The organism is Streptomyces sp. LBL, from assembly GCF_029893585.1.
Lineage (GTDB): Bacteria > Actinomycetota > Actinomycetes > Streptomycetales > Streptomycetaceae > Streptomyces.
The window spans coordinates 224,548-249,688 of the sequence record NZ_JARXYX010000007.1 but is presented as its reverse complement, the minus strand read 5'-3'; the positions used below and the strand labels follow the sequence as shown (position 1 = coordinate 249,688).

Annotated in this window: 15 protein-coding genes and 2 pseudogenes; 9 read left to right on the top strand and 8 right to left on the bottom strand. The window is 71.9% G+C overall.

Annotation, left to right across the window (positions count from 1 at the left end; all coding sequences use genetic code 11):
* Positions 1-45 precede the first annotated feature (45 nt).
* A complete protein-coding gene (locus tag M2271_RS11300) occupies positions 46-864 on the bottom strand; it encodes an AfsA-related hotdog domain-containing protein (RefSeq protein ID WP_280887003.1) in 819 nt (272 codons plus the stop codon).
* Positions 865-1,140: 276 nt separating this feature from the next.
* On the opposite strand from M2271_RS11300, the gene M2271_RS11295 reads away from it, so the two are divergent.
* Complete coding sequence (locus tag M2271_RS11295; protein WP_280887002.1) at positions 1,141-1,743, top strand: TetR/AcrR family transcriptional regulator; 603 nt, start codon at positions 1,141-1,143, stop codon at positions 1,741-1,743.
* A gap of 114 nt (positions 1,744-1,857) precedes the next feature.
* On the opposite strand, the pseudogene M2271_RS11290 reads toward M2271_RS11295, so the two are convergent.
* Positions 1,858-2,428 (bottom strand): annotated as a pseudogene (locus M2271_RS11290) (transposase); the annotation flags it as partial.
* Between the two features lie 628 nt (positions 2,429-3,056).
* On the opposite strand from M2271_RS11290, the gene M2271_RS11285 reads away from it, so the two are divergent.
* The 6 genes and pseudogenes from M2271_RS11285 to M2271_RS11260 all read left to right on the top strand — a co-directional run.
* A complete protein-coding gene (locus tag M2271_RS11285; protein ID WP_280887001.1) occupies positions 3,057-3,863 on the top strand; it encodes an SDR family oxidoreductase in 807 nt (268 codons plus the stop codon).
* A gap of 55 nt (positions 3,864-3,918) precedes the next feature.
* On the top strand, positions 3,919-4,149 hold the full coding sequence (locus M2271_RS11280) for a tautomerase family protein (RefSeq protein ID WP_280887000.1): 231 nt from the start codon (positions 3,919-3,921) through the stop codon (positions 4,147-4,149).
* 106 nt (positions 4,150-4,255) lie between these two features.
* Positions 4,256-5,683: an MFS transporter gene (locus tag M2271_RS11275; RefSeq protein ID WP_280886999.1), complete on the top strand. Its 1,428-nt coding sequence runs from the start codon at positions 4,256-4,258 to the stop codon at positions 5,681-5,683.
* Positions 5,684-5,973: 290 nt separating this feature from the next.
* Positions 5,974-7,608 carry an acyl-CoA carboxylase subunit beta gene (locus M2271_RS11270; RefSeq protein WP_280886998.1) on the top strand — a complete coding sequence of 545 codons (1,635 nt, stop codon included), beginning with the start codon at positions 5,974-5,976 and terminating at the stop codon, positions 7,606-7,608.
* Between the two features lie 8 nt (positions 7,609-7,616).
* Positions 7,617-7,829, top strand: coding sequence for an acyl-CoA carboxylase epsilon subunit (locus M2271_RS11265; RefSeq protein ID WP_280886997.1), 213 nt, complete (start codon positions 7,617-7,619; stop codon positions 7,827-7,829).
* A gap of 60 nt (positions 7,830-7,889) precedes the next feature.
* Positions 7,890-8,291: pseudogene (locus M2271_RS11260) on the top strand (MerR family transcriptional regulator); the annotation flags it as partial.
* 26 nt (positions 8,292-8,317) lie between these two features.
* Here M2271_RS11260 and M2271_RS11255 read toward each other — a convergent pair.
* Complete coding sequence (locus tag M2271_RS11255) at positions 8,318-9,526, bottom strand: acyl-CoA dehydrogenase family protein (RefSeq protein ID WP_280886996.1); 1,209 nt, start codon at positions 9,524-9,526, stop codon at positions 8,318-8,320.
* A gap of 119 nt (positions 9,527-9,645) precedes the next feature.
* Between M2271_RS11255 and M2271_RS11250 the strand changes: the two genes are divergently transcribed.
* Complete coding sequence (locus M2271_RS11250) at positions 9,646-10,365, top strand: TetR/AcrR family transcriptional regulator (protein WP_280886995.1); 720 nt, start codon at positions 9,646-9,648, stop codon at positions 10,363-10,365.
* Here the strand turns inward: M2271_RS11250 and M2271_RS11245 are convergent.
* Positions 10,335-11,429 carry a ScbA/BarX family gamma-butyrolactone biosynthesis protein gene (locus M2271_RS11245; protein ID WP_280886994.1) on the bottom strand — a complete coding sequence of 365 codons (1,095 nt, stop codon included), beginning with the start codon at positions 11,427-11,429 and terminating at the stop codon, positions 10,335-10,337. The two genes, M2271_RS11250 and M2271_RS11245, sit on opposite strands and share 31 nt — an antisense overlap.
* A 143-nt stretch (positions 11,430-11,572) precedes the next feature.
* On the opposite strand from M2271_RS11245, the gene M2271_RS11240 reads away from it, so the two are divergent.
* Positions 11,573-12,226, top strand: a complete 654-nt coding sequence (locus M2271_RS11240) for a ScbR family autoregulator-binding transcription factor (protein ID WP_280886993.1) — start codon at positions 11,573-11,575, stop codon at positions 12,224-12,226.
* 84 nt (positions 12,227-12,310) lie between these two features.
* Here the strand turns inward: M2271_RS11240 and ccrA are convergent, their stop codons facing one another.
* The 4 genes from ccrA to M2271_RS11220 are packed head-to-tail and all read right to left on the bottom strand — an operon-like array spanning position 12,311 to position 25,074.
* Positions 12,311-13,555, bottom strand: a complete 1,245-nt coding sequence (gene ccrA, locus M2271_RS11235) for a crotonyl-CoA carboxylase/reductase (protein WP_280886992.1) — start codon at positions 13,553-13,555, stop codon at positions 12,311-12,313.
* Positions 13,552-13,722, bottom strand: a complete 171-nt coding sequence (locus M2271_RS11230; RefSeq protein WP_280886991.1) for an MbtH family NRPS accessory protein — start codon at positions 13,720-13,722, stop codon at positions 13,552-13,554. The genes ccrA and M2271_RS11230 overlap by 4 nt, the downstream gene beginning before the upstream one ends.
* Before the next feature lie 2 nt (positions 13,723-13,724).
* Positions 13,725-17,498, bottom strand: coding sequence for a beta-ketoacyl synthase N-terminal-like domain-containing protein (locus tag M2271_RS11225; protein ID WP_280886990.1), 3,774 nt, complete (start codon positions 17,496-17,498; stop codon positions 13,725-13,727).
* Positions 17,491-25,074 carry a non-ribosomal peptide synthetase gene (locus M2271_RS11220; RefSeq protein ID WP_280886989.1) on the bottom strand — a complete coding sequence of 2,528 codons (7,584 nt, stop codon included), beginning with the start codon at positions 25,072-25,074 and terminating at the stop codon, positions 17,491-17,493. The genes M2271_RS11225 and M2271_RS11220 overlap by 8 nt, the downstream gene beginning before the upstream one ends.
* Positions 25,075-25,141 lie beyond the last annotated feature (67 nt).

Genomic DNA, 25,141 nt, shown 5'->3' with positions numbered 1-25,141 from the left:
TAAGGGGAGTTGCTGAAGTCGTGTGCTGGATACGGGTGTTGGCGCTCAGGCGCCGACGAGCGCGGGCTGCTGCTCGGCCGCCGCACTCACGGCCGTCGCACCCACGGCCGTCTCGACCGCCGCCGTCCGTGCCACGTGCTCCACCGCGAACCGTGCGCGCTTGTGCTCCTTGGCCTCGATGACCGGGGAGTCGAAGGCGGTGTACGTGACGTGGGTGACCGAGGCGCGGCGGCCGGCCTGGTGGATGCTGATGTCGGCGGCGAAGGAGAGGCGGTCGGGGTTGTCGATGTCGGCCCTGACGGTGCGGTACTCGATCGTGGCGTCGACCGGGAAAAGGAAGTTCTCGAAGTCGGTGTTCATCGACTCGATGACGTAGTAGTACTTCCGGTTCAGGTGGCGCGAGGCGTGGTAGCGCTCGCTGACGGCCAGGAACATCTGCCGGGCGGCCTCGACCGCGACCATGCCCTGGACGTGCTCGCCGGTCTGGTGGTCGAGCAGCAGCTCGTTGTCGTTGTGCACCCGCAGGTTGGCGGAGAAGAGCTCCCCGTCGCGCCGCAGGTCGGCTATCAGGATGTTGCTGCTTCGATGCTTGTGCGCCTCACCGCGGGCAGCGAGCACGGGCGTCTCGAAGTGGAAGTCCAGCCGTTCCGCGAGGCCGAGGAGCAGGGCCTGCTCGGACACCAGCTGCCAGTCGTCGGCCGTGACGCCCTGTCCGGCGCGGACCTGGATCGGGCGTGTGTCCCACGAGTACACCCCCAGCCGCATTTCCTCGACGAACTGGGTGACCGTGAGGACGTCATCCTGTGCGGCGAATCCGACAAAACGGTTACCGACGATCAGCAGGGTACGGGTGGTGGCTGACATATGGATCTCCTTGGTGGGGCGGTCCTCGATCAGGGAGGTATGCCGCGGGCGGGAGGTGCAGGTGCAGCTGTCACTGACGTACGGATCCTGCCGCCGGAGGGCGTACGGGGCCTGGGTGAACCCCTCGCGACGAGGGTGAACTCCCGTTCCCTGCACCGGTTTTCCGGGGCGGCGGGCCGATGTGAAGAACCGTAGACGAGGTTCGATGTCGACGCAACCATCTAGTTGGTTTTTCTGAACTATCCAGTTGGTTGCATCCTCGGATAGGCTCCCTTCATGGCTGAGACACCCAAGGGACAGCAGACCCGCGCCAAGCTCCTGGAAGCCGCCCAGGCGGAGTTCTCCGAGTACGGTCTGGCCGGCGCGCGCGTGGACCGGATCGCCGAGCGCTCCGGAGTGAACAAGCAGCGCATCTACGCGTACTTCGGCAACAAGGAAGCCCTGTTCGCGGCCGTCATGACCCGGGTGTACGCGCACATGTCCGCGGTCGTCCCCATCCCCACCACAGAAGAGGGCCTGCGCGCCTACGTGGGCGACGTCTTCGACTACCACCGCGAGTCCGACCTGGTCAGGCTGCTCGCCTGGGAAGGTCTGCACTACGGCGCCGGCCCGATCCCGGACGAGAAGGAGCGCGAGGCCTACTACGTCCACAAGACGGCCGCCCTGAGCGTCGCCCTCGGCATCGACGACCCCACGGCGGCCGCCCGCGTCCTCATCGCCCTCGTCGGCCTCGCGTCCTGGCCGTTCATCGTGCCCCAGCAGCGCCGGCTGATGCTGGGCCCCGACGGCGACACGGAGTCCGGCTGGGCCCTGCTGCGCGCCAGCATCGTCGCCCACGGGCACTCCATCATCGACAACGTGCTGCAGGGGTCGGTCTGAGGGCCGGGCTCTCCCCACGGCTCTCCCCGGCGCGAGGTCGCCGAGAAGAGCGGGCGACGACCGATGAGTTTCTCCTTGAATCCTCCCCTCCGGTGAGCGGAGGGGATTCCTGGCTCAGGCTGCCTCCCGGAGCGGCGCTCCGGGAGGTCTTCCGCCATCAGCACCAGCCGGGTTGAGACCAGCCCGGGCCAGCATCACGCGGGCGGAGTTCTTACCCTGACCCTGCTGCCGGCGCTCCTGGGCCTGGTCAAGGATCCCTGGGCGACACGGTTCCGCACGCGGCGCAGGTGTAGGTACGTTCCGAGAGAGGTAGTGCGTGCTTGGTTCTCGCTCCGCACCGGGCGCAGTCCATCGTGGTGTGCGCGGGGTGGACCAGGTGCACGATCCGGCCGTGCTTGCGGGCCATCTCCACCAGGGCCTGCTTGGTGGCGCCGATCGCCGCATCGGCGGCCTTGCGGGCCATCGTCGACCTCGCGAGGAACTTCGGGCGGAAGTCCTCCACCGCGATGCGGTCGTGGTCGCGGACCACCTTCTTCGCCCGCTTGCGGCCGGTGTCATGCCGCTGCCGGGCGGCCTTCTTGTACGCCTTCGCCCGCAGCTTCTTCGCCTCGCGGTAGCCCTTCGATCCGGGCTGCCCCTTCTTCGGTTTGCGGCGGGCCATCATCCGGTCGTACCGCGACCACCGGGCATGCCCGGCGTCCCCGGCCCCCTTCACCACCGACACGACATTCCCCCGCCCACGCCCCGCCCGATCGCCCCGGCCTCCACGAGGAGACCGTACGTGCGACATGCGCACACCCGTACCCCCACTACGGCAAAGTCACCCCGACCAGCGAACACGGCCACACCCGTTCGCTTTCCGGCTCCGTCGGCGGCTTTGCGGGCGCTCCGCGCCCCAGGAGACCGGACACGGCGACGCTCCGCGCCGCCGTCACGGGATGCGATTCCTCCCCGGCGTGAACGCCGGGGCATCCTCGCAAGAATCAGGTGAATCAAGCCCGAGAGTCAGGGAGTTCGGCATTGCCGAGCTCCCTTTTTTCGCGCCCGCATCCCCTCGGCGACCTGCGCCTTCCCCTTCTCCCGCCCACCCACCGCGACAGAAAACCAACTAGATGGTTGCGCGTGCTTCGGGATCGGGCTACCTTCTTCATCACCAGGCCGGACACGCTTCCCAGTCCACCGGAGCAATACGCGGAAGCAGTCCAGCGGCCCTCAACTCCGGCTGCCTGTACGCCTGTTCCGCACACGCCACGAACCGGGAAGCATCCCCGGGCACACGAACCGGGAACCACCCCCGGGAAAGTGAGGACACAGTGGAAGCGAACGCCCCCACCACCCCCGTAGCCCCCGTCATCGTCGTCAGCGGAGCCACCGGCGGCATGGGTGCGGCCGTGGTCGAGGAGCTCGCCCGCTCCGACGCCACCGTGGCGCTGCTGGGCCGGGACGCGGGCCGCCTGGAGCGGACCCGGCAGGCGATCGAGGCCCGCACCGGCGGCGCCGGCCGGCTCGTGACGTACGAGACGGACATCAACGACAGCCGCTCGGTGGACGCCACCGTCGCGGAACTGGTCGCCGGACTCGGCCGGATCGACGGCCTGGTGCACGCCGCGGGCGACGGCCCGCTCGCCCCGCTGAACGAGACCACCGACGACATGTGGCAGGCCACCTTCAACGGCAAGCTGATGGGCGCGGTCCGCCTGACCCGGGCGGTCCAAGGGCCCATGACCGAGGCCGGCGGCGGCTCGATCGTCCTGGTCAGCGGGGTCTTCCGGAAGGACCCCGACCCCCTCTTCCCGGTGAACAGCGCGGTCAACGCCGCCCTCGCGACCTTCGGGAAGGCCGTCTCCAAGGACCTCGGACGCTCCGGCATCCGCGTCAACGTCGTCGACCCCGGCGCCGTCCGCACCCCGCTGTGGGACGAGATCGCCAAGACGCTCGGCGACCGCACCGGGGCCACCGCCGACCAGGTCACCACCCAGGTGGCCGCCCAGACCCCGCTCGGCACCCTGGCCGAGCCGAGCGACGTGGCCCAGCTCGTCGCCTTCCTCCTCTCCCCCGCCGCCCGGCACCTCGCAGGCGCCTCGATCACCCTCGACGGCGGGGCGTCGGCCGGCCTCTAGTGCCCCCTTCTTCTTCGCATCACCTCAACTCCCGTACGACACCAGGAGCTTCGCCATGCCCATCCTCTCCATGACCACGTGGCCGAACCAGACCGACGAGAAGTGCCAGGAGCTCATCGAGGAGCTGACGGCGACGGTGCACCGCGTCATCGGCGCACCCCTCGACAAGATCACGGTCTACATCAACGAGATTCCCCAGAACCGCTGGGGCGAGGGCGGGGTCCTCGGCACCAACCCGGAGTTCGCCGAACTCAGCCGCCGACGCGCCGCACCGGTCGACGCCTGAGCACAGGCGCCCCACCCCGGCACCCGCACCGCCACCGACCCCCGCACCACCGGCGTAACCGTCACCTCCCCCACCCTCAACTCGCCCTCTTCCAAGGAGAGTTCCCATGGCCATCCTCACCCGGGCCGCGCGGACCGACCGGACCCCGGTCGACCCGGCCACCGAACCGCCCGCACCTCGGCGCACCTCCCCCCACACCGTCCTCGCCGCCGCGCTGCTCGCCTTCTTCGTCATCTCCCTCGACGGCTCGGTCGTCAACGTCGCCCTGCCCGCCATCTCCAGCAGCCTGCGCGGCTCCATGGCGGACCTGCAGTGGATCGTGGACGGCTACACCCTGATGTTCGCCGCGTTCATGCTGTCGGCCGGTACGTTCTCGGACCGGGTCGGCGCCAGCCGGGCGTACGCCTGGGGTCTCGCGGCCTTCACCGTGGCCTCGCTGGCCTGCGGTGTCGCGCCCAACCTGGGCACGCTGATCGGCGCCCGGATGGTGCAGGGCGGCGCGGCGGCGCTGATGGTGCCGGCCTCGCTCGCGCTGATCCGCCAGTCCTACACCGACCCGGGCAAGCGGGCGCGGGCCATCGCGATCTGGACGGCGGCCGGTTCCGTGGCCGTCGCCATCGGCCCGGTGGTCGGCGGCATGCTGACCAGCGGTCTGAGCTGGCGCGCCGTGTTCTACCTGAACCTCCCGGTGGGCGCGATCGGTCTCGCCCTGCTGACCCGCATCGCCCCCTCCCCGCGCCGCCAGGCCCCGGTCGACCTGCTCGGCCAGTTCTCCGTGGTGGTGGGTCTGGCCGGTCTGACGTACGCCGTGATCGAGGGCGGCCGCGAGGGCTGGGCCAGCACGAGCGTGCTGGGCACCCTGGTGGTGGCCGCCGCCGCCGCGGCGCTCTTCGTCACCACGCAGTCGCGCAGCAAGCAGCCGATGGTTCCGCTGAGCCTCTTCAAGTCCCGTACGGTGCTGGTCTGCCTCGCGGCCGGCTTCACCATCAACGCGGTCTTCTACGGCGCCATCTTCCTGCTCGGCATGTACTTCCAGCAGGTGCGGGGCGCGTCCCCGGTCAGTGCCGGCGCGATGTTCATCCCGATGTGCGCGCTGATCTCGGTCGTCAACATGGCGGGCGTCAAGCTGGCCGCCCGCAAGGGAGCCCGGGTGCCGATGGCGATCGGCCAGCTGATCATGGCGGGCGGCTCGCTGCTCATGCTGACGGTCACCCCGCACACCTCGTTCATCATCCCGGTCCTCCTCCTGGTCCCGATCGGCCTGGGCGGCGGGCTCGCCGTGCCGTCGCTGACCGCCGCGATCCTGGAGCACGTCGACTCCGAGCGGGCGGGCACCGCGGCCGCGGTCCTCAACACCTCGCGTCAGGTGGGCAGTTGCCTCGCGGTGGCCGCGTTCGGCGCCCTGATCGCCGACACCTCCCGCTTCCAGCACGGCATGGACACCAGCTTCGTCATCAGCGTCGCGATGCTCCTCGCCACGGCCGCCGCCACGGCGTTCCTGCTGCCGCGGCTGACCCACAAGGCGGGCGACTAGGCGGGCCGAGGCGGTGCAACCGCCTCCACCACGTCCGCCACAACCGCCAGAACGGCGACCACCGCCACGACCATCACGCGAAGGCCCCGAGTCCGGGTTCGCCCCGGCCCGGGGCCTTCGCATGCCGTGCGGCAGGCCGCCTTCGCGCTGTGACCTTCGCGCGTCACACCGCCCCCACCGCGCTGACGGAACCCGCCCGGCAAAGACAAGATAAAATACCTTCACAAAGGAATTTTATTTGGTCATGATGAACACGGACCACCATCGATCCCCGAAGGCAGGCCTCACGCATGACCGTCATAGAGGAGCGCGCCGTCGCTCACCCTCCACCCGCACGTCCCGAGGTGCCCGAAGCCCACGACACCCCCGCCGTCCTCTCCACCCGCACCCGCCTCGCCGAGCTGGATCTCATCCGGCAGCAGGCGTACGAGGGGCCCGGCCCCGGCGGGAACGAAGCGCAGCACAAGCGGGGCAAGCTGACCGCCCGTGAGCGGATCGAACTGCTGCTGGACGAGGGCTCGTTCACCGAGATCGAGCCGTTGCGCAGGCACCGGGCCACCGGCTTCGGGCTCGAGGCGAAGCGGCCGTACACGGATGGCGTGGTCACCGGCTGGGGCACCGTGCACGGCCGCACGGTCTTCACGTACGCCCATGACTTCCGCATCTTCGGCGGTGCTCTCGGCGAGGCCCACGCCGCCAAGATCCACAAGGTGATGGATCTGGCGCTGGCGGCGGGTGCGCCGCTGGTGTCGCTCAACGACGGGGCGGGCGCCCGTATCCAGGAGGGCGTGAGCGCCCTCGCGGGATACGGCGGCATCTTCCAGCGCAACACCAAGGCGTCCGGGGTGATCCCGCAGATCAGCGTGATGCTCGGCCCGTGCGCGGGCGGCGCGGCATACTCCCCCGCGCTGACCGACTTCGTGTTCATGGTGCGCGGCATCTCCCAGATGTTCATCACCGGCCCGGACGTGGTCCAGACGGTGACCGGGGAGCAGGTCACGCACAACGGACTCGGCGGCGCCGATGTGCACGCCTCCGTCTCCGGGGTGGCCGCTGCGGCCTACGACGACGAGGCGAGCTGCCTGGAGGACGTACGGCATCTGCTCTCGCTGCTGCCGGCCAACAACCGTGAACTCCCGCCCCGGCAAAGGCCCGACGACGATCCCGAGCGGCGCTGCGACTGTCTGCTCGACCTGGTCCCGGCCGAGCCGAACCAGGCGTACGACATCCACCGGGTCATCGAGGAGGTCGTCGACGACGCCGACTACTTCGAGATCCAGCCCACCTGGGCGGCCAACCTGGTCTGCGCGCTCGCCCGGCTCGACGGCCATGTCGTGGGCATCGTCGCCAACCAGCCCGCGGCCACGGCGGGCGTCCTGGACATCGCCGCGTCGGAAAAGGGCGCGCGCTTCGTGCAGTTCTGCGACGCCTTCAACATCCCGCTGGTGACGCTCGTGGACGTACCCGGCTTCCTGCCCGGCGTCGGCCAGGAGCACGAGGGGATCATCCGGCACGGCGCGAAACTCCTGTACGCGTACTGCAACGCCACCGTCCCGCGAATCTCGCTGGTGCTGCGCAAGGCGTACGGCGGGGCCTACATCGTCATGGACTCCCGCTCCATCGGCACCGACTTGGCGCTCGCCTGGCCGACCAACGAGATCGCCGTGATGGGTGCCGAGGGTGCCGCGAACGTCGTCTTCCGCCGGGAGATCGCGGCCGCGGACGACCCCGAAGCCGTACGGGCGCGCCGCATCAAGGAGTACAAGTCCGAGCTGATGCATCCCTACTACGCGGCCGAGCGCGGGCTCGTCGACGATGTGATCGACCCGCGCGACACCCGCGCCGTCCTCACCCGCTCACTGGCGATGCTGCGCGCCAAACATGCCGAACTGCCCTCCCGCAAGCACGGGAACCAGCCGGTATGAGCACCGGTATGAGCAGCCGCAGCGAAGCCGAGACCCTCGTCCTGCGCGTCCTGCGCGGCACGCCGACCCCGGAGGAGCTCGCCGCGGCGACCGCGGCCCTCCTCGGCGCCGTACGGCAGCAGGACGCGTCCGACGACCCGGCCGACACCGTCCGGCACACGGCCGACTGGGGCCGGACCGGACCCGCCGCGCACCGCAGCGCCACCTCCTGGAGGCACTGACTCCAGCCGAAGCCCCGCCCCACAGTCCCATCGCCCCCACCCGAACGAAGGGCCATCATCATGTCCGCAGCCGGAACCTCCGCGCACGCGAACACCCCTGCACACACCCCCAGGAACCCGCACGCGAGTGCCCACGGGTACGCCCACGCGAAGACGTACTCCCTTGACGAAGTCGTCCGCCTCAGCGGGCTCGACCCGCAGACGCTGCGCTGGTACGAGGACCAGGGCCTGATCGAGGACGCCGAGGAGGACCCGTACGGCGAGCGCGCCTACAGCCCGGTGCACCTGCGCTGGCTGGAGTTCCTCAACCATCTGCGCAGTACCGGGATGTCGCCCGCCGACATGAACCACTACGTCGAGCTGTACCGGGCGGGCGACTCCACCATCGCCACCCGCCGTGAACTCCTGGAGTCGCACCGCCAGTTGCTGCGCTCACAGTCCCGCAACTTCGACTCGACGCTCCGCTACCTGGACTGGAAGATCGACTTCTACCTGGGGCGGGAGGCCGCACTGGCCGGAGCCGCCGCCTCCGCCGTGTCCGCCGCCTCCGCCGCATCTGCCGCTTCCGCCGCATCTGCCGCTTCCGTACCGGCGAGGGCCACGGAGGCGTAGGCGGCGGCCACCGGCTCCAAGCGCAGCACGCCGTGCGAGGCGACGGTGTGCACATCGCGCCACAGGCGCTGGAGTTCGCCGCCGCCGTCGCGGATGTGCGCGCCACCGGTGCGGAACAGCCGGTCCACCGCTCCGGCCAGCAGGTCGGCGGCGACGGCGGCATCCCGCTGGTTACCGGCGACCATGAGCTCGGTCACGGGTTCGGTGTCGGCACGGCGGGCAGCCCGTTCCAGCAGCAGCCCGGCCGCGTCGATGCGGGCGGAGGCGGAGGCGAGCGTCTCGCGCACCGCCGCGCTGTCGTGGTTCGGGCGGCCGCTGCCGGTCGCCTTCGCGGCGGCCCACCGCGACCACACCCGCAGGGCGCGGCGCGCGGCGCCCAGAGCCGGGGCGCAGAACAGGAGCCCTCCGGCCAACTGGGCGGGGGCGGTGTGGCACCGGTCGAGGTCCGGGTCCTCGCTGCCGCGCATCAGGTCGGCCAGCAGGAAGGAACGGTGGTGCGGGACAAAGGCGTCCCGCACGACTGCCGTATGGCTGCCGGTGCCGCGCAGCCCGGTGCTGTCCCAGGTGTCCTGGACGCTCACTTCACGGGCCGGCACGGCGAACACCCGTATGCGCCTTCCTTCTTCGTACGACTCCGGGGCGGCGACCAGCAGCCAGTCGGCGAAGTCGATTCCGCTGACGCACTGCCACGTACCGCTCAGATCCCATCCGTTGGGGACGGGATCGGCCGAACCCGCGGGCGGCATCAGCGCGGCCGCGATCCGTACGTCGGGCGAGGAGCCCCACAGCTCCCACTGCCCCTCCTCGGGCAGTTGGGCGGCGAAGCGGCCGTGCGCGGCCCAGAGCATGCCGACCCAGGCGGCCGAGGTGCAGCCCTCCGCGAGCGCCGCGACCTGGTCGAGCAGGCCGGCGAAGCCGCCCTCGGCCCCGCCCCAGCGGCGCGGGACGAAGTGTCCGGGCAGGCCGGAGGTGGTGAGTGCGGCGACGACCTCGTCGGCCAGCTTCCGTTCCGTGTCGGCCTGTCGAGCGTGCTCGGCGGCCGTCGAGAGAGTGGTGGCCGTAGGCAGGGTGGTGGCGTGTGACATTCGGCTACTCCTGGTCCGAAACCGATGGATCCGACGTACAGAAAAAGTGCATTCAAGAAGGTATTCTTTTCGGTACTGGCCGCCCCCCTCTGATCACCCACCCCCGGAAGGGACACGCGATGGCGAAGCAGGCGCGCTCCCGCCGCACTCATGAACTGGTCCTGGACGCGGCCGCCGCCGAGTTCGTCCAGTACGGCTATCCGCGGGCCAACCTCCAACACGTGGCGGACCGTACGGGACTGACCAAGGGCGCCCTGTACGGCCACTTCGCCTCGAAGGAACACCTGGCCCAGGCGCTGACCGGACATCTGGACGAGGTGCTGGAGACGCTCGTCACCCAGGCCCGGGGCGAGGACCTCCCCGCCCGCGAGCGGCTGCGCACCCTCTTCTGTGCGCTGGCCCAGCGGATCGAGTCGGACGTACGGATGAACGCCGCGCTGCGTCTGGTGATGGACGAGGCGCACGCGGCGCCACAACCCCCCAAGCTGCTCGACGATCTGCGCCGCCTGGCGGCGGAGGCGGTGGAGAGCGCCAGGGCCGAGGGCGCGCTGGGCGACGGTCCGCCGACGGCTTCGCTGGCCGACCTCGCCACCGTCATCCTGGTGGGCGCCTACTACACCGCTCCCGACGCGGAGCGCCGTGGACTCGCGGACCGGGTGCGCGACTTGTGGGACGGCTTCCCGTCCGAACCGCAGACCACCCGGCCCCCCCAAACCCCCCAGCCCCCCAAGTCCCCCCGAACTTCCTTGCCCTCCCCGGCCGTTCGGCCCGCGCAGCCCTCCCCGGCCGTTCGGCCCGCGCAGCCCGCTCAGGCCGAGCGCGGAACCGCGACCTCATGACCGAGCCGCCCCTCCGCGCCCCGGCCGGCGAGGCCCCAGGTGGCCCGGCAGGCCGTGAGCACCTTGCCGCCCTGCACGGCCTCGATCGTCAGGTGCACCGTGCCGGGCGCGGAGCCCGCGCGCCGCTCCCGCACCACGAGGTCGATCGGCTCGTCCAGCTCGCCGAAGGCCAGGCAGTCGAGCTCCATGCCGAGCAGCGTGTGCGGGGTGGAGCGGACGAGGTCGATGACGCCGCCGTGGCCGGCCTGGTGCAGCAGCAGATGCCCGAGCTGGCGGAAGCCCTCGGCCGTGACCATCAGCGGCACATGGTCGCTGGGGTGGTCGAAGTAGATCGGGTGCTCGACGTCGATGAGCAACTGCCAGGGCTCGTCGCCCTGTTCGCGGACCAGGACACTGTCCTTGGAGCGGAGCCTGCCGACCGCCGCGGGGTGCACCCGCTCGACGGCGCGCGGGGCCGGTCCCCGCACCGCGGCACCGGCGGGCTTCGCGCCCCGGCCGCGCAGCATCGCGTACCGCTTGTCGTCCACCGCGACGACATGCAGGGCCCCCCGCCCGCAGATCCGTCCGCCGACAGTGAGTGCGACTTCGAGCCGCATGCCGAAACGGTTCGGCGGGCGGTTGCCCACCCACAGCCACTGCGCCTCGAGGACCACCGGAACCGGCTCGCCGCCTATGCGCAGCGCCTCCGGGTCGGTTATCTCGAACTCCGAGCCGAAGCCTATGAAGCGATGGGTGAGCGGTACGTCGTAGAAGGCGTGCGCGAGATAGACCAGCGACTGCCGGATCGTCTCCAGGAACAGCAGCGGGTCACTCGTGCCGTCGCTGCCCGGAGAGTAGAGGGCGTGGTCGCGCGGCCACTGCGCGGCGACCAGGTAGCTGTGTTCGCCGGTGCGGACCGCGTCAGTGAGGAAGACTTCGGCTATCGCGGCCCGGTGGACCATGTGCCGCGGAACCGGCTGCAGATAGCTGAGCCCCGGGCGGTCGGGCCGCCGGGCGGCCGGGATCGTCGCGTCGAGCCGCTCGGCGGCGTCGGCGGAAATAGTGATGATGGCAGGCTGATGCATGGTCTGTCCCCTCAGTGAATGTATTCACGCAGACGGCAACATCGGCACGAAGCTTGTGCTCATCGAGCCGCGGCTTAGAATACATTCTCGAAGGTATATTTCAAGTAATCGATCGTGTCAGCGCAGCAAGGATGGACAACACCATGATCGCGGAAAGCAGCTCCCGGAGGTCCCGGCCCGTCCGAGCCACCGCCCCCCGCCACAAGGACACGGGCCTCAAGCAGGAGCGCGCCGTGCGCACCCGCGGACAGGTGCTCGACGCGGCGGCCGAGACGTTCGCGACCAAGGGCTTTCCCGCCGTCACCGTCCTGGACGTGGCCGAGCTCGCCGGCGTCACCAAGGGCGCCGTCTACTTCCACTTCGCGAACAAGGAGGCCCTCGCCCAGGCCGTGGCCGAGGAGTTCTACCACCTGCTGGAGGTGATCGGGCAGGAGGTGCAGGAGGCGGAGCTGTCACCGCTCGACGCCGTGGCCGAACTCCTCGTGCGCACCGCACTCGCCTTCCGCGACGACATCATGGTTCAGGCGGGCGCCCGGCTGCAGATAGAGCGTTCCCTCATCGGCGCCGAGATGCCGATGCCGTACCTGGGCTACACCCAGTCGCTGGCCGGCTGGTTCAAGCAGGCCCTGGAGGAGGAGCAGGTGTCCGCCGACACCGACCCGGAGGTCACCGCGCGGGTCCTGGTCTCCGCCTTCTTCGGCGCCCAGCACATCTCGTGGGTGCTGAACGACCGGGCCGACATCGCCGAGCGCGTCGAGGAGATCCTGCGGACCGTGGTGCCGCGGAGGTCCAAGTAGCCGCCGACCACGCTTGACTGGCCTTCCGTCAAGGAAGGACGAGGGGTGGGTGTCCGTCCGACGCCCACCCCTCGCTCTTTGTCTTCAAGCCTCCGCCCCTTCCTCCGCGTTCGCCGCGCCGACCAGGACCGCGAGGTTGCCCGGCGGGTGCTGGTTGTCGTGCAGGAGCTGGTGGGCGTCGCCGATGTGGTCGAAGCCGTAGGTCAGGGAGAGGCAGGGGTCGATGATGCCCTGGTCGATGAGCTCGGTGATCTCGCGGGCCTGGCGGGCGTTGGCCGCGTGCGAACCCTGCAGCCGCTTCTGCCGCATCCACAGGAAGCGCAGGTCGACGTCGCCGTTGTAGCCGGTGCTGCCGCCGCAGATCACGACCATGCCCGCGTTGTCGCACACATACATCGAGGTCGGGATGGTGTCGGCGCCAGAGTGCTCCAACACCACCCGCGGCGCCCGGCGTTCACCGAGGACCTCCCAGAAGCGGCGGCCGAAGGCGCGGGCGCCCTTGAGCCAGTGGGCCATCGCCTCCTGGTCGTCGGTGTGCGGCAGCCGGCCCCAGTGGTCGAACTCCCGCCGGTTGATGTAGCCCTTGGCGCCGAGGCGCCGGCACTCCTCGCCGCGCTCGTCGCTGGAGACCACGGCGACCGGAACTCCCCCGGCCCAGCGCACCAGTTGGATGGCCATGCAGCCGAGGCCGCCGGCGCCGCCCCAGATGAGCACCGGGTCACCGGGGCGCACGGTGTGCGGGGGCCAGCCGAAGAGCTGCCGGTAGGCGGTGGCGGCGGTGACCATGTAGCAGGAGGCCGCGGCCCAGGACAGTCGGCGGGGCTTGGGGTGGCACATGTACTCGTCGGCGACGGCGAACTGTGCGAAGGAGCCGAAGTTCTCCTCGTACCCCCACACCGTCTGCGTGGACGAGGTCGCCGGGTCTGCACCGAGCCGAATGTCCTCGGCGCTCTCGTCCCATTGGTTGCCGAGCACGACTACCTCGTCGCCCGGCTTCAGCGTGCGGACGTCCTCGCCCACCGCCCACACCACACCGGCGGCGTCGGAGCCGCCGATGTGGAAGGCCTCGGTGTCGCCGCGGCGCTGCCGGGCGGCGACGACGTCGACGGGGTGGCCGAGCGCCGCCCACACGTTGTTGTAGTTGACCCCGGCCGCCATCACCTTGACCAGCACCTGGCCGCGGCCCGCCCGCGGGGTGTCGACGACCTCGGTGCGGAACGCGTCGGCGGGGCGGCCGTAGCGCTCGGGGCGGATCACGGAGGCGTACATGCGCTTGGGCGTCTCGCCGAGCGGCGGAGCGTCACCGAGTTCGTAGAGTTCCTTGGTCATCGCGGGTCTCCCTCGGGGTGAACGGGGTGAGCGGCTTCAACGGCCTGAACGGTCCAGCCGTCCGGTATCGCGGCGAACGCGGGCCACAGGCTCTGCTGTCCGATGTCGTTGACGAGCAGCAGGTGGGTGTCCTCGGGGCCGTCGGTGGGCTCGAAGGGGCCGGGCACGGTCAGTCCTTTCCGGCGAGGGCGGGCACTCGGTGATCAAGGGCGTGCAGCGCTGCGGCGAGTACGTCGCCGACCCGGGCGATGTGTTCCGGGCGGGTCATCTCGTAGTGCCCGCAGTGCAGTTGGTGGTCGTGGACGGCGCCGTCGAGGTGCCGCTGCCACTGCACGGCGAGCGGCTCGGCGGCGACGGGCGCGGGCAGTCCCTCGGGTACGGAGCCGTGGTCGTCGGCGGTGAAGAAGAGCAACTCGCCGTCGAACCGGCCGAGTTCGAAGCCCGGGGAGATGCGCAGGTTGTTGGCGAAGACGCGGGCCATGGCGCGTACGTCGTCGGCGCCGACCGGCATCTCGGAGCCGTCGCCCTGGAGGATCGCCGCGATCTGCCGCTCGGCGTCCTCCTGGCCGGGCACCGGCACCGAGGCCAGGAACTCGGGCAGCGGGGAGTCCATCATGGCGAGCAGCTCGACCTCCTCGCCCTGGCGGCGCAGTTCGGTGGCCATGGCGTGCACGACGACTCCGCCGTACGACCCGCCGAGCAGCCGGTAGGGGCCGTGCGGCTGGAGGGCGCGCACCTGCCCGAGGTAGTCGGCGACCATCCGCCGCGCGTCCTCGGCGACGGGGTGCCGCCCGTCGAGTCCGTACGCCTGGAGCCCGTACACCGGCTGGTCGGGGCCGAGCCGGGGCAGCAGGGCGGTGTAGCACCAGGCGGTGCCGATGCTGGGGTGCACGCAGAACAGCGGGCGCCGGGTACCGCCGGAGCGCAGCGCCAGTACGGGGGCGAAGGCGTCCTCGGCCGCGTCGCTGACCAGCGCGGCGATGGTCGGCGCGGCCAGCAGCCGCTTGACCGGCACGTCCAGGACTCCGGCCGTGCGCAGCCTGTTGGTCAGCAGCACCGCGCGCATCGAGTCGCCGCCGAGGTCGAAGAAGTTGTCCTCGACGCCGATGCCCGTGATGCCGAGGACATCCTCCCAGTGCGCGGCGACGGCCCGCTCGGCCGCGGTGCGCGGGGCGGTGAAGGGAACGGCGAGGTGCGGGCGCGGGGCACGCGAGGCCTCCTCGACCTCCCTTTCAGGAAGGTCGGTTGGACGGCTGCTCGCTCCCGGTGCGGGGATCCAGTGGCTGCGGCGGTCGAAGGGGTACGGCGGCAGGGGCACCCGGCGGCGCGTACCGCTCGTACCGTTCCACCGCGCCAGGTCGACCGGCACGCCCGCGCTCCACAGCCGGCCCAGCGTCTCGGCGAACACCTGGAGGTCGGGGCGTTCGGCCTTGGCGTGGCGCAGGGTGGGCAGGGTGCGCGGGGCCGCGTCGGGAAGTGCGGTGCGGGCGAGCGTGGTGAGGACCTCGCCGGGGCCGACCTCCAGCAGCAGCGGGGTGTCGCGGTTGAACAGGGTGGCGATGCCGTCGGCGTAGCGGACCGTCTCGCGGGTGTGGGCGAGCCAGTGGCCGATGTCGGTCGCCCGCTCATCGGTGATCCAGGTGCCGGTGACGTTGGTGACGTACCGGATGCGCGGCGGCCGGAAAGTGACGCCGCGCAGGGCGGTCGCGAAGGTGTCCAGGACGGGGTCGAGCATCATCGAGTGGGCGGCGGCGGGCATGCGCAGCCGCCGGAAGGTGACGCCGTCCGCGGCGAGCCTCGCCTCAAGCGCGGCGACCGCGTCCTCGCGTCCGGCGACCGTGCAGGCGCAGGGGCCGTTGACGGCGGCCAGGGACACCCCGCCGGGGCCGTCGGCGAGGTATGCATGCAGCTCGTAATCGCCGAGGGCCACGCTGGTGGTGGCGCCGCCCGCCGCGACAATGAGCCGGAGACGGGTGGCGACCAGTGGGAGCATCTGCTCCAGGGAGAGCGTCCCGGCCAGGCAGGCCGCGGTGTACTCGCCGAGGGAGTGCCCGATCAGCGCGTCGGGGCAGACCCCGTGCTCCAGCAGTGTGCTCGCCAGGGCGTACTGGGTGGCGACGAGGGAGAGGAACGCCTCCGGGCTGCCCGGCTCGGTGTTCTCGTACAGGTCCGTGCGCAGATCGTGGCCGATGTGGGGCCGCAGGATGCGGGCACAGGTGTCGATGGCGTCGCGGTAGACGGGCAGTTCGCGGTAGAGGCCGGCGCCCATGCCGACGTACTGGGTGCCGCCGCCCGGCAGCAGGAACGCGACGGCTGGGACACGGCCGGACCCCACGTGGTCGGCCGCGGGCAGGGCGCCGCTCAGCGCGCGGACGGCGTCCGCGGCGTCCGTGGCCACGACCGCGCGCCGATACCCCATCTCCGGTCGGCCCGTCCACAGACTGTGGGCGATGTCGCCGAGGGTTACGGCGGGGTGGTCGTCGAGGTGGGCGGCGAGGTCGGCGCCCATGGAGGTGATGGCGGCGGGGGTGCGGGCGGAGAGCGGAAGCACCTGCCAATTGGCCTTTGCGTCCGTCGCGTTGGTCTTGGTTACGGTCGCAGGCGCCTCCTCCACCACCACATGGGCGTTCGTGCCGCCGACCCCGAACGCGCTGACGGCGGCGCGACGCGGGCCGTCCGGGCTCTCCCAGGGCTCCAGCCGCGTGGGCACCCGAAACGGACTCGATGCGAAGTCGATGAGCGGGTTGGGGGTGTCGAAGTGCAGGCTCGGCGGGATGGCCCGGTGCTCCAGGGCGAGGACCGTCTTGATGAGGCCCACGATGCCCGCGGCGGCGCCCAGGTGGCCGATGTTGGTCTTGGCGGAGCCCAGCGCGCAGTACTGCCGCCGGTCGGTGGACTCACGGAACGCCCGGGTCAGCGCGGTGACTTCGATAGGGTCGCCGATGCGGGTACCCGTGCCGTGCGCCTCCACGTACGTCACGGAGTCCGCGTCGACGCCCGCGACCGCCTGCGCCTCCAGGATGACCTCGGTCTGCCCCTCGACGCTGGGCGCGGTGAAGCCGACCTTGCGGCGGCCGTCGTTGTTGACGGCCGTGCCCTTGATCACGGCCCGGATGCGGTCGCCGTCGGCCAGCGCGTCCTCCAGGCGCTTGAGTACGACGGCGCCGGCGCCGCTGCCGGAGACGGTACCTTCGGCGTCCGCGTCGAAGGCACGGCACCGGCCGTCCGGCGAGAACGGCCCGTCGGGCACGTGCCGGTAGCCCAGCGGGCCCGACGGGTTGATGCTGACCGCGGCGGCCAGCGCGAGGTCGCACTTGAAGCCGAGCAGGTCCTGACAGGCGGTGTGCACGGTAACCAGTCCGGTGGAGCAGGTGGTCTGGACGGTCAGACTCGGTCCGGTCAGGCCGAGTTCGTACGAGATCCGGGTGGCCACCGCGCCCATCGAGCTGCTGATGGAGGCGTGCGTCTGCGCGACGGAGGAGGGACTGCCCGCGAAGCGCGGGTAGACGTGCGCCGGATAGTACGTGCTGTCGTCGGCCCCCGCGTACACGCCGACGACTGTCTCTTCGGGGCGTACGACGTACCCGGCGTCCTCCAGCGTGTGGTAGCCGCACTCCAGGATCAGCCGCTGCTGCGGGTCGAGGAGTTCGGCGTCGGCCGGGCTGAAGCCGAAGAAGGCGGCGTCGAACAGGTCGATGCCGTCGGGCGCGGACACCTTGCGGACCAGCGACGGGTCGTCGAGGTCGGCCGGGTCACCGCCCGCCGCGAGGAATTCCTCGTCCGTGACGTCCCGTACGGCCTCCCGTCCCTCGGCCAGCAGCTGCCAGAACTCGTCGGCCGTGGCGGCTCCGGGGAAACGGCCGGCCAGTCCGACGACGGCGATGTCGAAGGCTTCCGGTGCGGCCACATCATCGGCCATGGGGTGGTTGTGGGAGTCAGACATGACGGACGGTCCCTTCAGTGTCCAGGGGGCGGCGGGCAGGGCGAGCGGCGCGGTGCCGGGCTGCCCGGTCGCGGGCACGGCGGAGGGTGGGGGACACGGCATCGGGCGTGGGGCCGGGAGCCGACTCGCCGTTGCCGGCGGACAGATGGGCGGCGAGCGCCCGGACCGTGGGGTGGTCGAAGAGGTCGACGACGGTGAGCTCGTGGCCAAGCCGCTCGCCGATCAGCGTCTGCACGCGGATCAGCAGCAGCGACGTACCGCCGAGGTCGAAGAAGGTGTCCAGGGGGCCGACCTGGTCCGTGGCGAGGACTTCGCGCCAGATGGTGGTCAGTTCGTTCTCCAGGGCCTCTCGCCGGCACTGATCCGGTGCGTCGCGCTGCGGGGCGGGCCCGTCCGCGACCGCCGTGCCGGCCGACCGCAGCGCCCATCCGTCCCCCGCGCCGATCCGTGCCGCGGCCTCGGAGGCGGCTCGGTGCAGGGCGCCCAGGTCGGTGCCGTCGGCGAGGGCGACGCGGGCCGCGAGCCGGTACAGCGGGCGCACCGGGGCGTGGACATGGCTGCCGACCCAGAGGGCGCCCGGGTCGGCGCCGATCAGGACGTGCGGCTCGGCCATGCCGAGCGCGGCGCGGAGGCTGCGCAGGCCGGCGGTCGATTCCACGGTGCGGTAGCCGCGGGCCTCGGTGAGTGTGGCCAGACCGTAGCCGCGGCTCATGCCGAGCTCGTCCCAGCGGCTCCAGGCCAGGCTGCGCGCATCGACGCCGACGACCCTGCGCTGGTGCACGGCCAGCGCGTCGAGGAAGGCGTTCGCGGCCGAGTACGCGCCACTCAGCGCCCCGCCGAAGTAGCCGTTGACGGAGGAGAACGCCACGAACGCCGCCCCCGGGTGCCCGGCCGCGAGCCGCGCCAGCACCTGACCGCCGGTGACCTTGGCGGCCAGCGCCTCCCTCCACTCGGCCACCTCGTACTCGACCGCGGGCCGTTGGTCGAAGCCGCCGGCCAGGTGGAACACCCCGGCGAGCGGGGCGCCCCAGTCCCGCGCCGCCCGTTCGACCGCGGCGTACACCTGCTCCTGGTCGATGACGTCGGCGCGCTCGTAGCGCACCTGGCCGAGCGCGCGCAGCCGGTTGTACGCGTCCGACCGCTCACTCGCGTCCGAGCGGCCGAGCAGCAGGAGGCGGGTGCCGGGTGTGGCCAGGAGGTGCGCGCAGATCTCGGTGGCCAGGCCGCCGAGGCCACCGCTGACGACGTGGAACCCGTCGGGTGCGCCTGGGAGTTGGGCGGGCGCGGGCGGCAGGGGGCCGGTAATGCGCTCCAGCATCCGCACCTCCCGCCGCCCGTCGCGGTACGCGACCTCGGGCGCGGTGTCCGGGCTGCGGAGCTCCGCGGCCAGCAGCCCGGCAGCCAGCTCGCCCAGCTCCGCCGACCCCACCAGCTCTTCCAGGTCGATGTGCCGCCCGGTCATCCAGGGCAGTTCGGCCCGCAGGCTCTTCAGCAGTCCGCCCGCGGCGGCGTGCGCACAGGAGGGCCGGTCGTCCTCGCGCACGGCCCAGGCGTGCGCGGTCACCAGATGGACGGCGACGGGGCGTGCCCACACGGCAAGCGCCTTGGACAGGACCAACAGAACTTCCGAAGAGTCGAGTTGGCCGTCATCGGTCAGCAGGGCCACCGCATCGGGCGTCCGCCCGTCCTCTGCCAGCCGCTCCAGGAGTACGCCCCAGTCCTCGACGGCGTCGGAACGCACCTGGTAGTCGGCGGCGTCACGGCGTACGAACGCCTCACCCGGGGACACAACGGTGCACAGCCCGCCCACACCCCGCCACTTCTCCGCGAGCCGCTCGGCCGTGGTCGAGGACGACGGCCAGGCGACGACGAGCAGTGCCCCCACCGGCCCTTCCCCGTCCGGTAGTTGAGCGGGTCGCCACACCGGCCGCAGAAACCAGTCCGGTACGGTCGCGGTGGTCCCCAGCAGCCGCTCCACCCTCTGCACGACGGTGTCGTACTCGCCCGCCTCGAAGCGTCGGCGCAGCAGGGTGCGCTGGATCTTGCCGATCTCGGTCTTGGGGATGTCGTCCGCCTCGACGGGCACCAGGTGGGCGGGGGCGACGCCGGTCTCGCGGGTGACCTTGCCGCGCAGTTCGCGCAGGGCGGCGGCCTCCTCGGTGCCGGGGGTGAGGTGGACGAAGAGGGCGAGGGAGTCGGTGCTGGCGCCCGGGTCGGTGCGAACGGCACAGGCGGCGGTGAACGACCGCTCCACGAAGGGGAGTTCTTCGGCGACGGCCTCGATCTCGTGGCTGTGGTGGTTGACGCCGTTGATGATGATGACGTCCTTGGCGCGGCCGGTCAGATACAGCTCGCCGTCGCGCAGACAGGCCAGGTCCCCGGTCTCGAACCAGCCTTCGGTGGTGAAGGCCTCCGCGTTCTGCTCGGGGTTGTCGTGGTAGCCCTCGGTGACGGAGGTGCCGCGGACCTGGAGCCGCCCGGTGGTGCCCTCGGGCACGATCCGGTCGGCGTCGTCCACCACGCGCATCGCGAACCCGGGGTAGGGCAGGCCGCAGCTGACGACCGCGCCCTCGCCCGGGACCGGCTCGGCCGGCAACACGGCGTCGGTGACGACGGAGGACGTCTCCGACATGCCCCAGCCCGGGTGCATCGCGGTGCCCGGCAGCCCGTACGGGGCGAGCAGTTCGAGGAACCGGCGGGCGGTGGTGGCGGCGACGACCTCGCCCGCGTTGGTGATGAAGCGCAGCGGCGCCAGGTCCCAGGTGCGGTCCGCCATGCGGTGGGCATGCTCCGCGAGCAGGCCGAAGGCGAAGTTGGGTGCCCAGGTGACGGTCACCCGGTAGCGGTCGGCGAGGTCGAACCAGCGCAGTGGATCGGCGAGCACCCAACCGGTGGGGGCGTGTACCTGGCGGCAGCCCAGATAGACGTCCCTCAGATGGAACATCACCACGCCGGTGACGTGGTCCATCGGGATCCAGTTCAGCGACGTCTCGTCACTGGTGAGGGAGTTGACGGCGGCGGTGGCGGCGGAGCGGGTGAGGATGTTGCGGTGGCTGAGGCGCACGGCCTTGGGCAGTCCGGTGCTGCCGGAGGTCAGCAGCATCAGCACGGTGTCCGTGGGCCGCGCGGGGTGGATCGCGGTGTCGGCGGCGGCCTCGCGCAGCGCGCCGACGGTGGCGAGCCGCACCGGCTCCTCTGTGGTGAGGAACGTCCGCAGCGCGCTCTCGTGCCGCCCGGAGGTGATCACCCAGGGCCGGCCGAGCATGCCGTGGACGCCGACAAGCTTGGCGCGGGCCGCGGACGGGGTGTCGTACGAATGCGGCACGGTCAGCGGTACGACGACGAAGCCGCCGAGGACGCAGCCCCATAGCGCGGCCAGGAAGTCCTCGTTGTCCTCGCACTGGAGGATCACGGCGTCGCCGGGCACGAGCCCCCGGCCGCGCAGACCGCCCAGCACCCGGGTGGCCTCGCCGTACAGGCTCGCGTAACTCCGGCGCACCTGCGTGCCGTCGGCCCGCACATGCACGACCTCGCCCTGCGGCCCCGCCTCCGCAGCCCGCAGCAGCGCCTCGGGGAGCGTGGCGACGACGGGCTCGGCGACCGGGGGCCCCTCGCTGAGAGCCGGCGGCGCGCCGTCCTCCGGCGCCACCTGTGACGGCGTCTCAAAAGCCGGCACAGCGGCCGCGGCAGTAGTGAACCGCAGCGCCGCCATCGCCGGTACGTCCGCCTCGAGCGCGACGGCGGCCGTCAACACGCCTGGAAACGCTGTGAGTTCCCGTTGAAGGTCGGCGGCGAGTACGTCGTCGACCAGCGGCAGGAAGGCGAGCGCTGCCCGGTCGATCGCCCCCTGCGGCGTACGGGGCAGGGCGGAGACGGCGACCACGCGCAACCCGGTCGCCTCGGCGGCCCGGCGCACCGCGCCCTCACGGTCCGCAACGGCCAGGACGACCGGACGGCCGTCCGGCCCCTCGACGGCCGCCGCGTCCCGGATGCCGGCCTGCGCGAGGACCAGGCGCTCCACGGGCGCCACGGCCGGTTCCGAGGATGTCGGGCGGGGTGCGGGCAGGGCGCCGACGCGCAGGTCGGGGTCGGCGACGACGGCCTCCAGCAGGGCGTGCCAGGCGTCGCCGAGGGCGGCGACCGTGGCCGGGTCGAACAGGTCCGCGGCGTAGTCGACGCGGACGTCGATGCCGCCTTCGGCGGGCCGCTCGACGGCGTTGAAGAACAGGTCGAACTTCGCGGTGGCGGTCTCCTGCGGCACCAGAGGCAACACCTCCTCCCCCAGGCGCAGTTCGGCGTCCGCGTTGTTCTGGAGCGCCAGCATCACCTGGAACAGCGGATGACGGCCCGGCATGCGAGCCGGGTTCAGCTCCTCGACCACCCGCTCGAAGGGCAGGTCCTGGTGGTCGTAGGCGGCCAGGTCCGCGTCCTTGACCCGGGCGAGCAGTGCGCGGAAGCCGGGGTCGCCGGAGGTGTCCGCGCGCAGCACCAGCGTGTTGGCGAAGTGTCCGATCAGCCCGTCGAGCGTGGTGTCCTGGCGGGCGGCTACCGGGGTACCGACGGGGATGTCGGTGCCCGCGCCACAGCGAGTGAGCAGCGCCGCGAGGGCCGCGTGCAGCACCATGAACAGGCTGGCGCCGGACTCCTCGGCGAGCCGGCGCAGCGCACCGTGCAGCCGTGCGTCGACGGGCACGGTGAGATGGCCGCCGGCCCCGGTGCCCGCCCCGGTACGCGGCCGGTCGAGGGGCAGCGCGCTCTCCTCCGGCAGCCCGTCCAGCGCATCACGCCAGAACTCCCGTTGTTGCTCTGCCAGTTCACTGCCCTTGCCCAGCAGCTCGCGCTGCCACAGCGCATAGTCGGCGTACTGGATGGGCAGCGGCTCCCACTCCGGAGCCCGTCCCGCCGCCCGCGCCGCATAGGCGTGGCTCAGCTCCCGCGCCAGCGGCCCCAAAGACCAGCCGTCCCCGGCGACATGATGCAGCACGAGCACGACGACCTGCCCCGCACCGTCACGACCGAACACGGCGCCCCACAGCGGAGTGTCCTTCTCCAGGTCGAAGCGACGGTGCACGGCGGCTGCGAGCTGCGCCTCGATCTCCGCGGCCTGGCAGTCGACGACCTTCAACCCGGGCTGTGCGGCGCCAACGTCGGCGATCTCCTGATACGGAGTGCCGTCGACGGCGACCAGCCGGGTGCGCAGGATCTCGTGCCGGTCGGCGAGGTCGGCGAGTGCTGCCCGCAGCGCGTCCACGTCCAGCGGCCGGCGAGGCCGCAGCACGAGCGGCATGTTGTACGTCGCTCCGCCGCCGCCCATCCGGTCCAGGAACCACAGGCTCGACTGGGCCGCCGACAGCGGTACGCGCGCGGGCCGCAGCCGGGCGGTCAGCGGAAGCCGGGCGGCCGCCGCACCGTCGAGGCGCTTGCCCAGGGCGGCGGGCGTGGGCTGCGCGTACAGGTCGCGAATCGACAACTCGACGCCGAGAGTCGACCGTACGAGGGTCGACAGGCGGGCCGCGGTCAGTGAATGGCCGCCCAGGTCGAAGAAGTTGTCGTGCGTGCCGACTCGCCGCAGGCCGAGCACCCGCGCGAACAAGGCGCACAGCGCGCGTTCCCGCACGGTGCGGGGCTCCTGGCCACCACCCGCCCTGGCCACCTCGGGCGCCTCCGGAACAGGCAGCGCCGAACGGTCGAGCTTGCCGTTGACGGTGGTCGGCAGCCGGTCCAGGGCGACGAACACGCTCGGCACCATGGCTTCGGGCAGCGACTGCGCCAGATGGGCCCGCCAGATGTCCGCACCAGCCTCCGGGGCACCCTCACTCGGCACCACGTACGCGGCGAGGCAGGGATGCCCCGGCCGGTCCTCGCGCAGCAGCACCGCGGCCGCCCGTACGCTCGCGTGGGCGACCAGCGCCGCCTCGATGCCGGCCGGTTCGATCCGTATCCCGCGCAGCTTGATCTGCTGGTCGGCGCGCCCGACGAACTCCAGCTCGCCGCCCGGCAGTCGGCGCACGAGGTCGCCCGTCCGGTACATCCGGGTCCCGGCGGGACCGAAGGGGTCGGCGACGAACCGCCGTGCGGTCAGCTCCGGTTGCCCCAGATACCCGAGCGCCAACTGGTCACCGGCCAGATACAGCTCGCCCACCGTGCCCGGGGGCACCTGCCGCAGCACCTCGTCGAGAACGTGGGTCCGGGTGTTCCACACGGGCCGCCCGATGGGAACGGTCGCCGTGGTGTCCGCCGCCGAATACGCCCAGGCCGTGACGTCCACGGCTGCCTCGGTGGGCCCGTACAGGTTGTGGACCTCGGCGCCGGTCACCTCGACGGCCCGCGCGGCGAGTTCGGTGGGCAGGGCCTCGCCACTGCACACGATCCGCTGCAGCCCGGTACCCCGCCACGGTTCGGGATCCTGCAGGCAGACCTGGAGCACCGACGGCACGAAGTGCGCGAGGGTCACGCGCTCGCGCCGCACCAACTCGGCGAGGTATCCGGGGTCTTGGTGCCCGCCGGGCCGCGCGACCACCATGACGGCCCCACTGATCAGCGGAAGGAACAACTCCCACACGGACACGTCGAACCCGACGGGTGTCTTGTGCAGCACCCGGTCGGACCGCCCCGTCCCGAACTCCTCCCCCATCCACAGCAGCCGGTTGCAGATCGCGGCATGGGAGACCACGACTCCCTTCGGGCGCCCCGTGGTGCCGGAGGTGTGAATGACGTACGCGGGATCCGCGGGCCGGGCGGGACCGCCGGGCAGGTCGTCGGCGCGCAGGTCGGTGTCCGGCAGCCGGTCGAGCTCGGCGCGGACGGCGGGAGCGTCGAGGTCGAGGACGTCGATGTCCAGGAACTCCAGGGAGGTGAGACGCGCCCCGCCCCCGATCACGGCAACCGGCCGGGTGTCCTCCACCACCGCGGCGAGCCGTCCCGCCGGATGGTCGAGGTCCAACGGCACATACGCCGCCCCGGACTTGAGCACCGCCACCAGCGCCACCGGCAGCCGCGCCGACCGGGGCAGCGCAACCGCGACCGTCCGCCCCGGGCCCGCACCTCGGGCCACCAGCAGCCGGGCGAGCCTATTCGACTCCCGTCCCAGCCGGGCGAAGTCCACGGCCTCGTCCTCGTCGCGCACCGCCTCGGCCTCGGGGCTGCGCGCCGCCCTCTCCTCGATGAGCCGCACGAGCGTGGTCGCGGGCACCGGGCGATCGGTGTCGTTCCACGCGCGCAACTGCTCCAGCTCCTCCGGGTACGCCAGATCGACGCGCCCCACGGGCAGGTCGGGCCCCGCGACGAGCCGCTCGACGAGCAGCACGACCCGGTCGAGGTCCACATCACCATCGAGCTCGGTCTCGGCCTCGGTGACGACACCGAGCCCGGCGCCCGACACTCGTACCCGCTCGGCGACTTCGCGGAAGGTGAGTCCCGGGTGCAGCCGCAGCGGCCCGGCCCCGTCGAGCTCGATCTCTCTCGCCCCGGTGAGGCGGTGCACCGCCAGGGCCACCGCGGCCGTCAGCTCCTCGTCGGCGAGGGCACCCGCCCCCGAGCCGAACCGGTCCCGCAGGTCATCCATCACGTCGTCCACGCCGAGTGTCCTTCCAGAGGTAGCCGTCACAGGCGGCCGTCCCGACCAGAACGAAAGAATACCTTCA

What these genes read in the sequence shown, in the direction of transcription:
- M2271_RS11300 (WP_280887003.1), bottom strand. Translation starts at nt 864, where the DNA reads ATGTCAGCCACCACCCGTACCCTGCTGATCGTCGGTAACCGTTTTGTC.
- M2271_RS11295 (WP_280887002.1), top strand. Translation starts at nt 1,141, where the DNA reads ATGGCTGAGACACCCAAGGGACAGCAGACCCGCGCCAAGCTCCTGGAA.
- M2271_RS11280 (WP_280887000.1), top strand. Translation starts at nt 3,919, where the DNA reads ATGCCCATCCTCTCCATGACCACGTGGCCGAACCAGACCGACGAGAAG.
- M2271_RS11275 (WP_280886999.1), top strand. Translation starts at nt 4,256, where the DNA reads ATGGCCATCCTCACCCGGGCCGCGCGGACCGACCGGACCCCGGTCGAC.
- M2271_RS11270 (WP_280886998.1), top strand. Translation starts at nt 5,974, where the DNA reads ATGACCGTCATAGAGGAGCGCGCCGTCGCTCACCCTCCACCCGCACGT.
- M2271_RS11265 (WP_280886997.1), top strand. Translation starts at nt 7,617, where the DNA reads ATGAGCAGCCGCAGCGAAGCCGAGACCCTCGTCCTGCGCGTCCTGCGC.
- M2271_RS11255 (WP_280886996.1), bottom strand. Translation starts at nt 9,526, where the DNA reads ATGTCACACGCCACCACCCTGCCTACGGCCACCACTCTCTCGACGGCC.
- M2271_RS11250 (WP_280886995.1), top strand. Translation starts at nt 9,646, where the DNA reads ATGGCGAAGCAGGCGCGCTCCCGCCGCACTCATGAACTGGTCCTGGAC.
- M2271_RS11245 (WP_280886994.1), bottom strand. Translation starts at nt 11,429, where the DNA reads ATGCATCAGCCTGCCATCATCACTATTTCCGCCGACGCCGCCGAGCGG.
- M2271_RS11240 (WP_280886993.1), top strand. Translation starts at nt 11,573, where the DNA reads ATGATCGCGGAAAGCAGCTCCCGGAGGTCCCGGCCCGTCCGAGCCACC.
- ccrA (WP_280886992.1), bottom strand. Translation starts at nt 13,555, where the DNA reads ATGACCAAGGAACTCTACGAACTCGGTGACGCTCCGCCGCTCGGCGAG.
- M2271_RS11225 (WP_280886990.1), bottom strand. Translation starts at nt 17,498, where the DNA reads ATGTCTGACTCCCACAACCACCCCATGGCCGATGATGTGGCCGCACCG.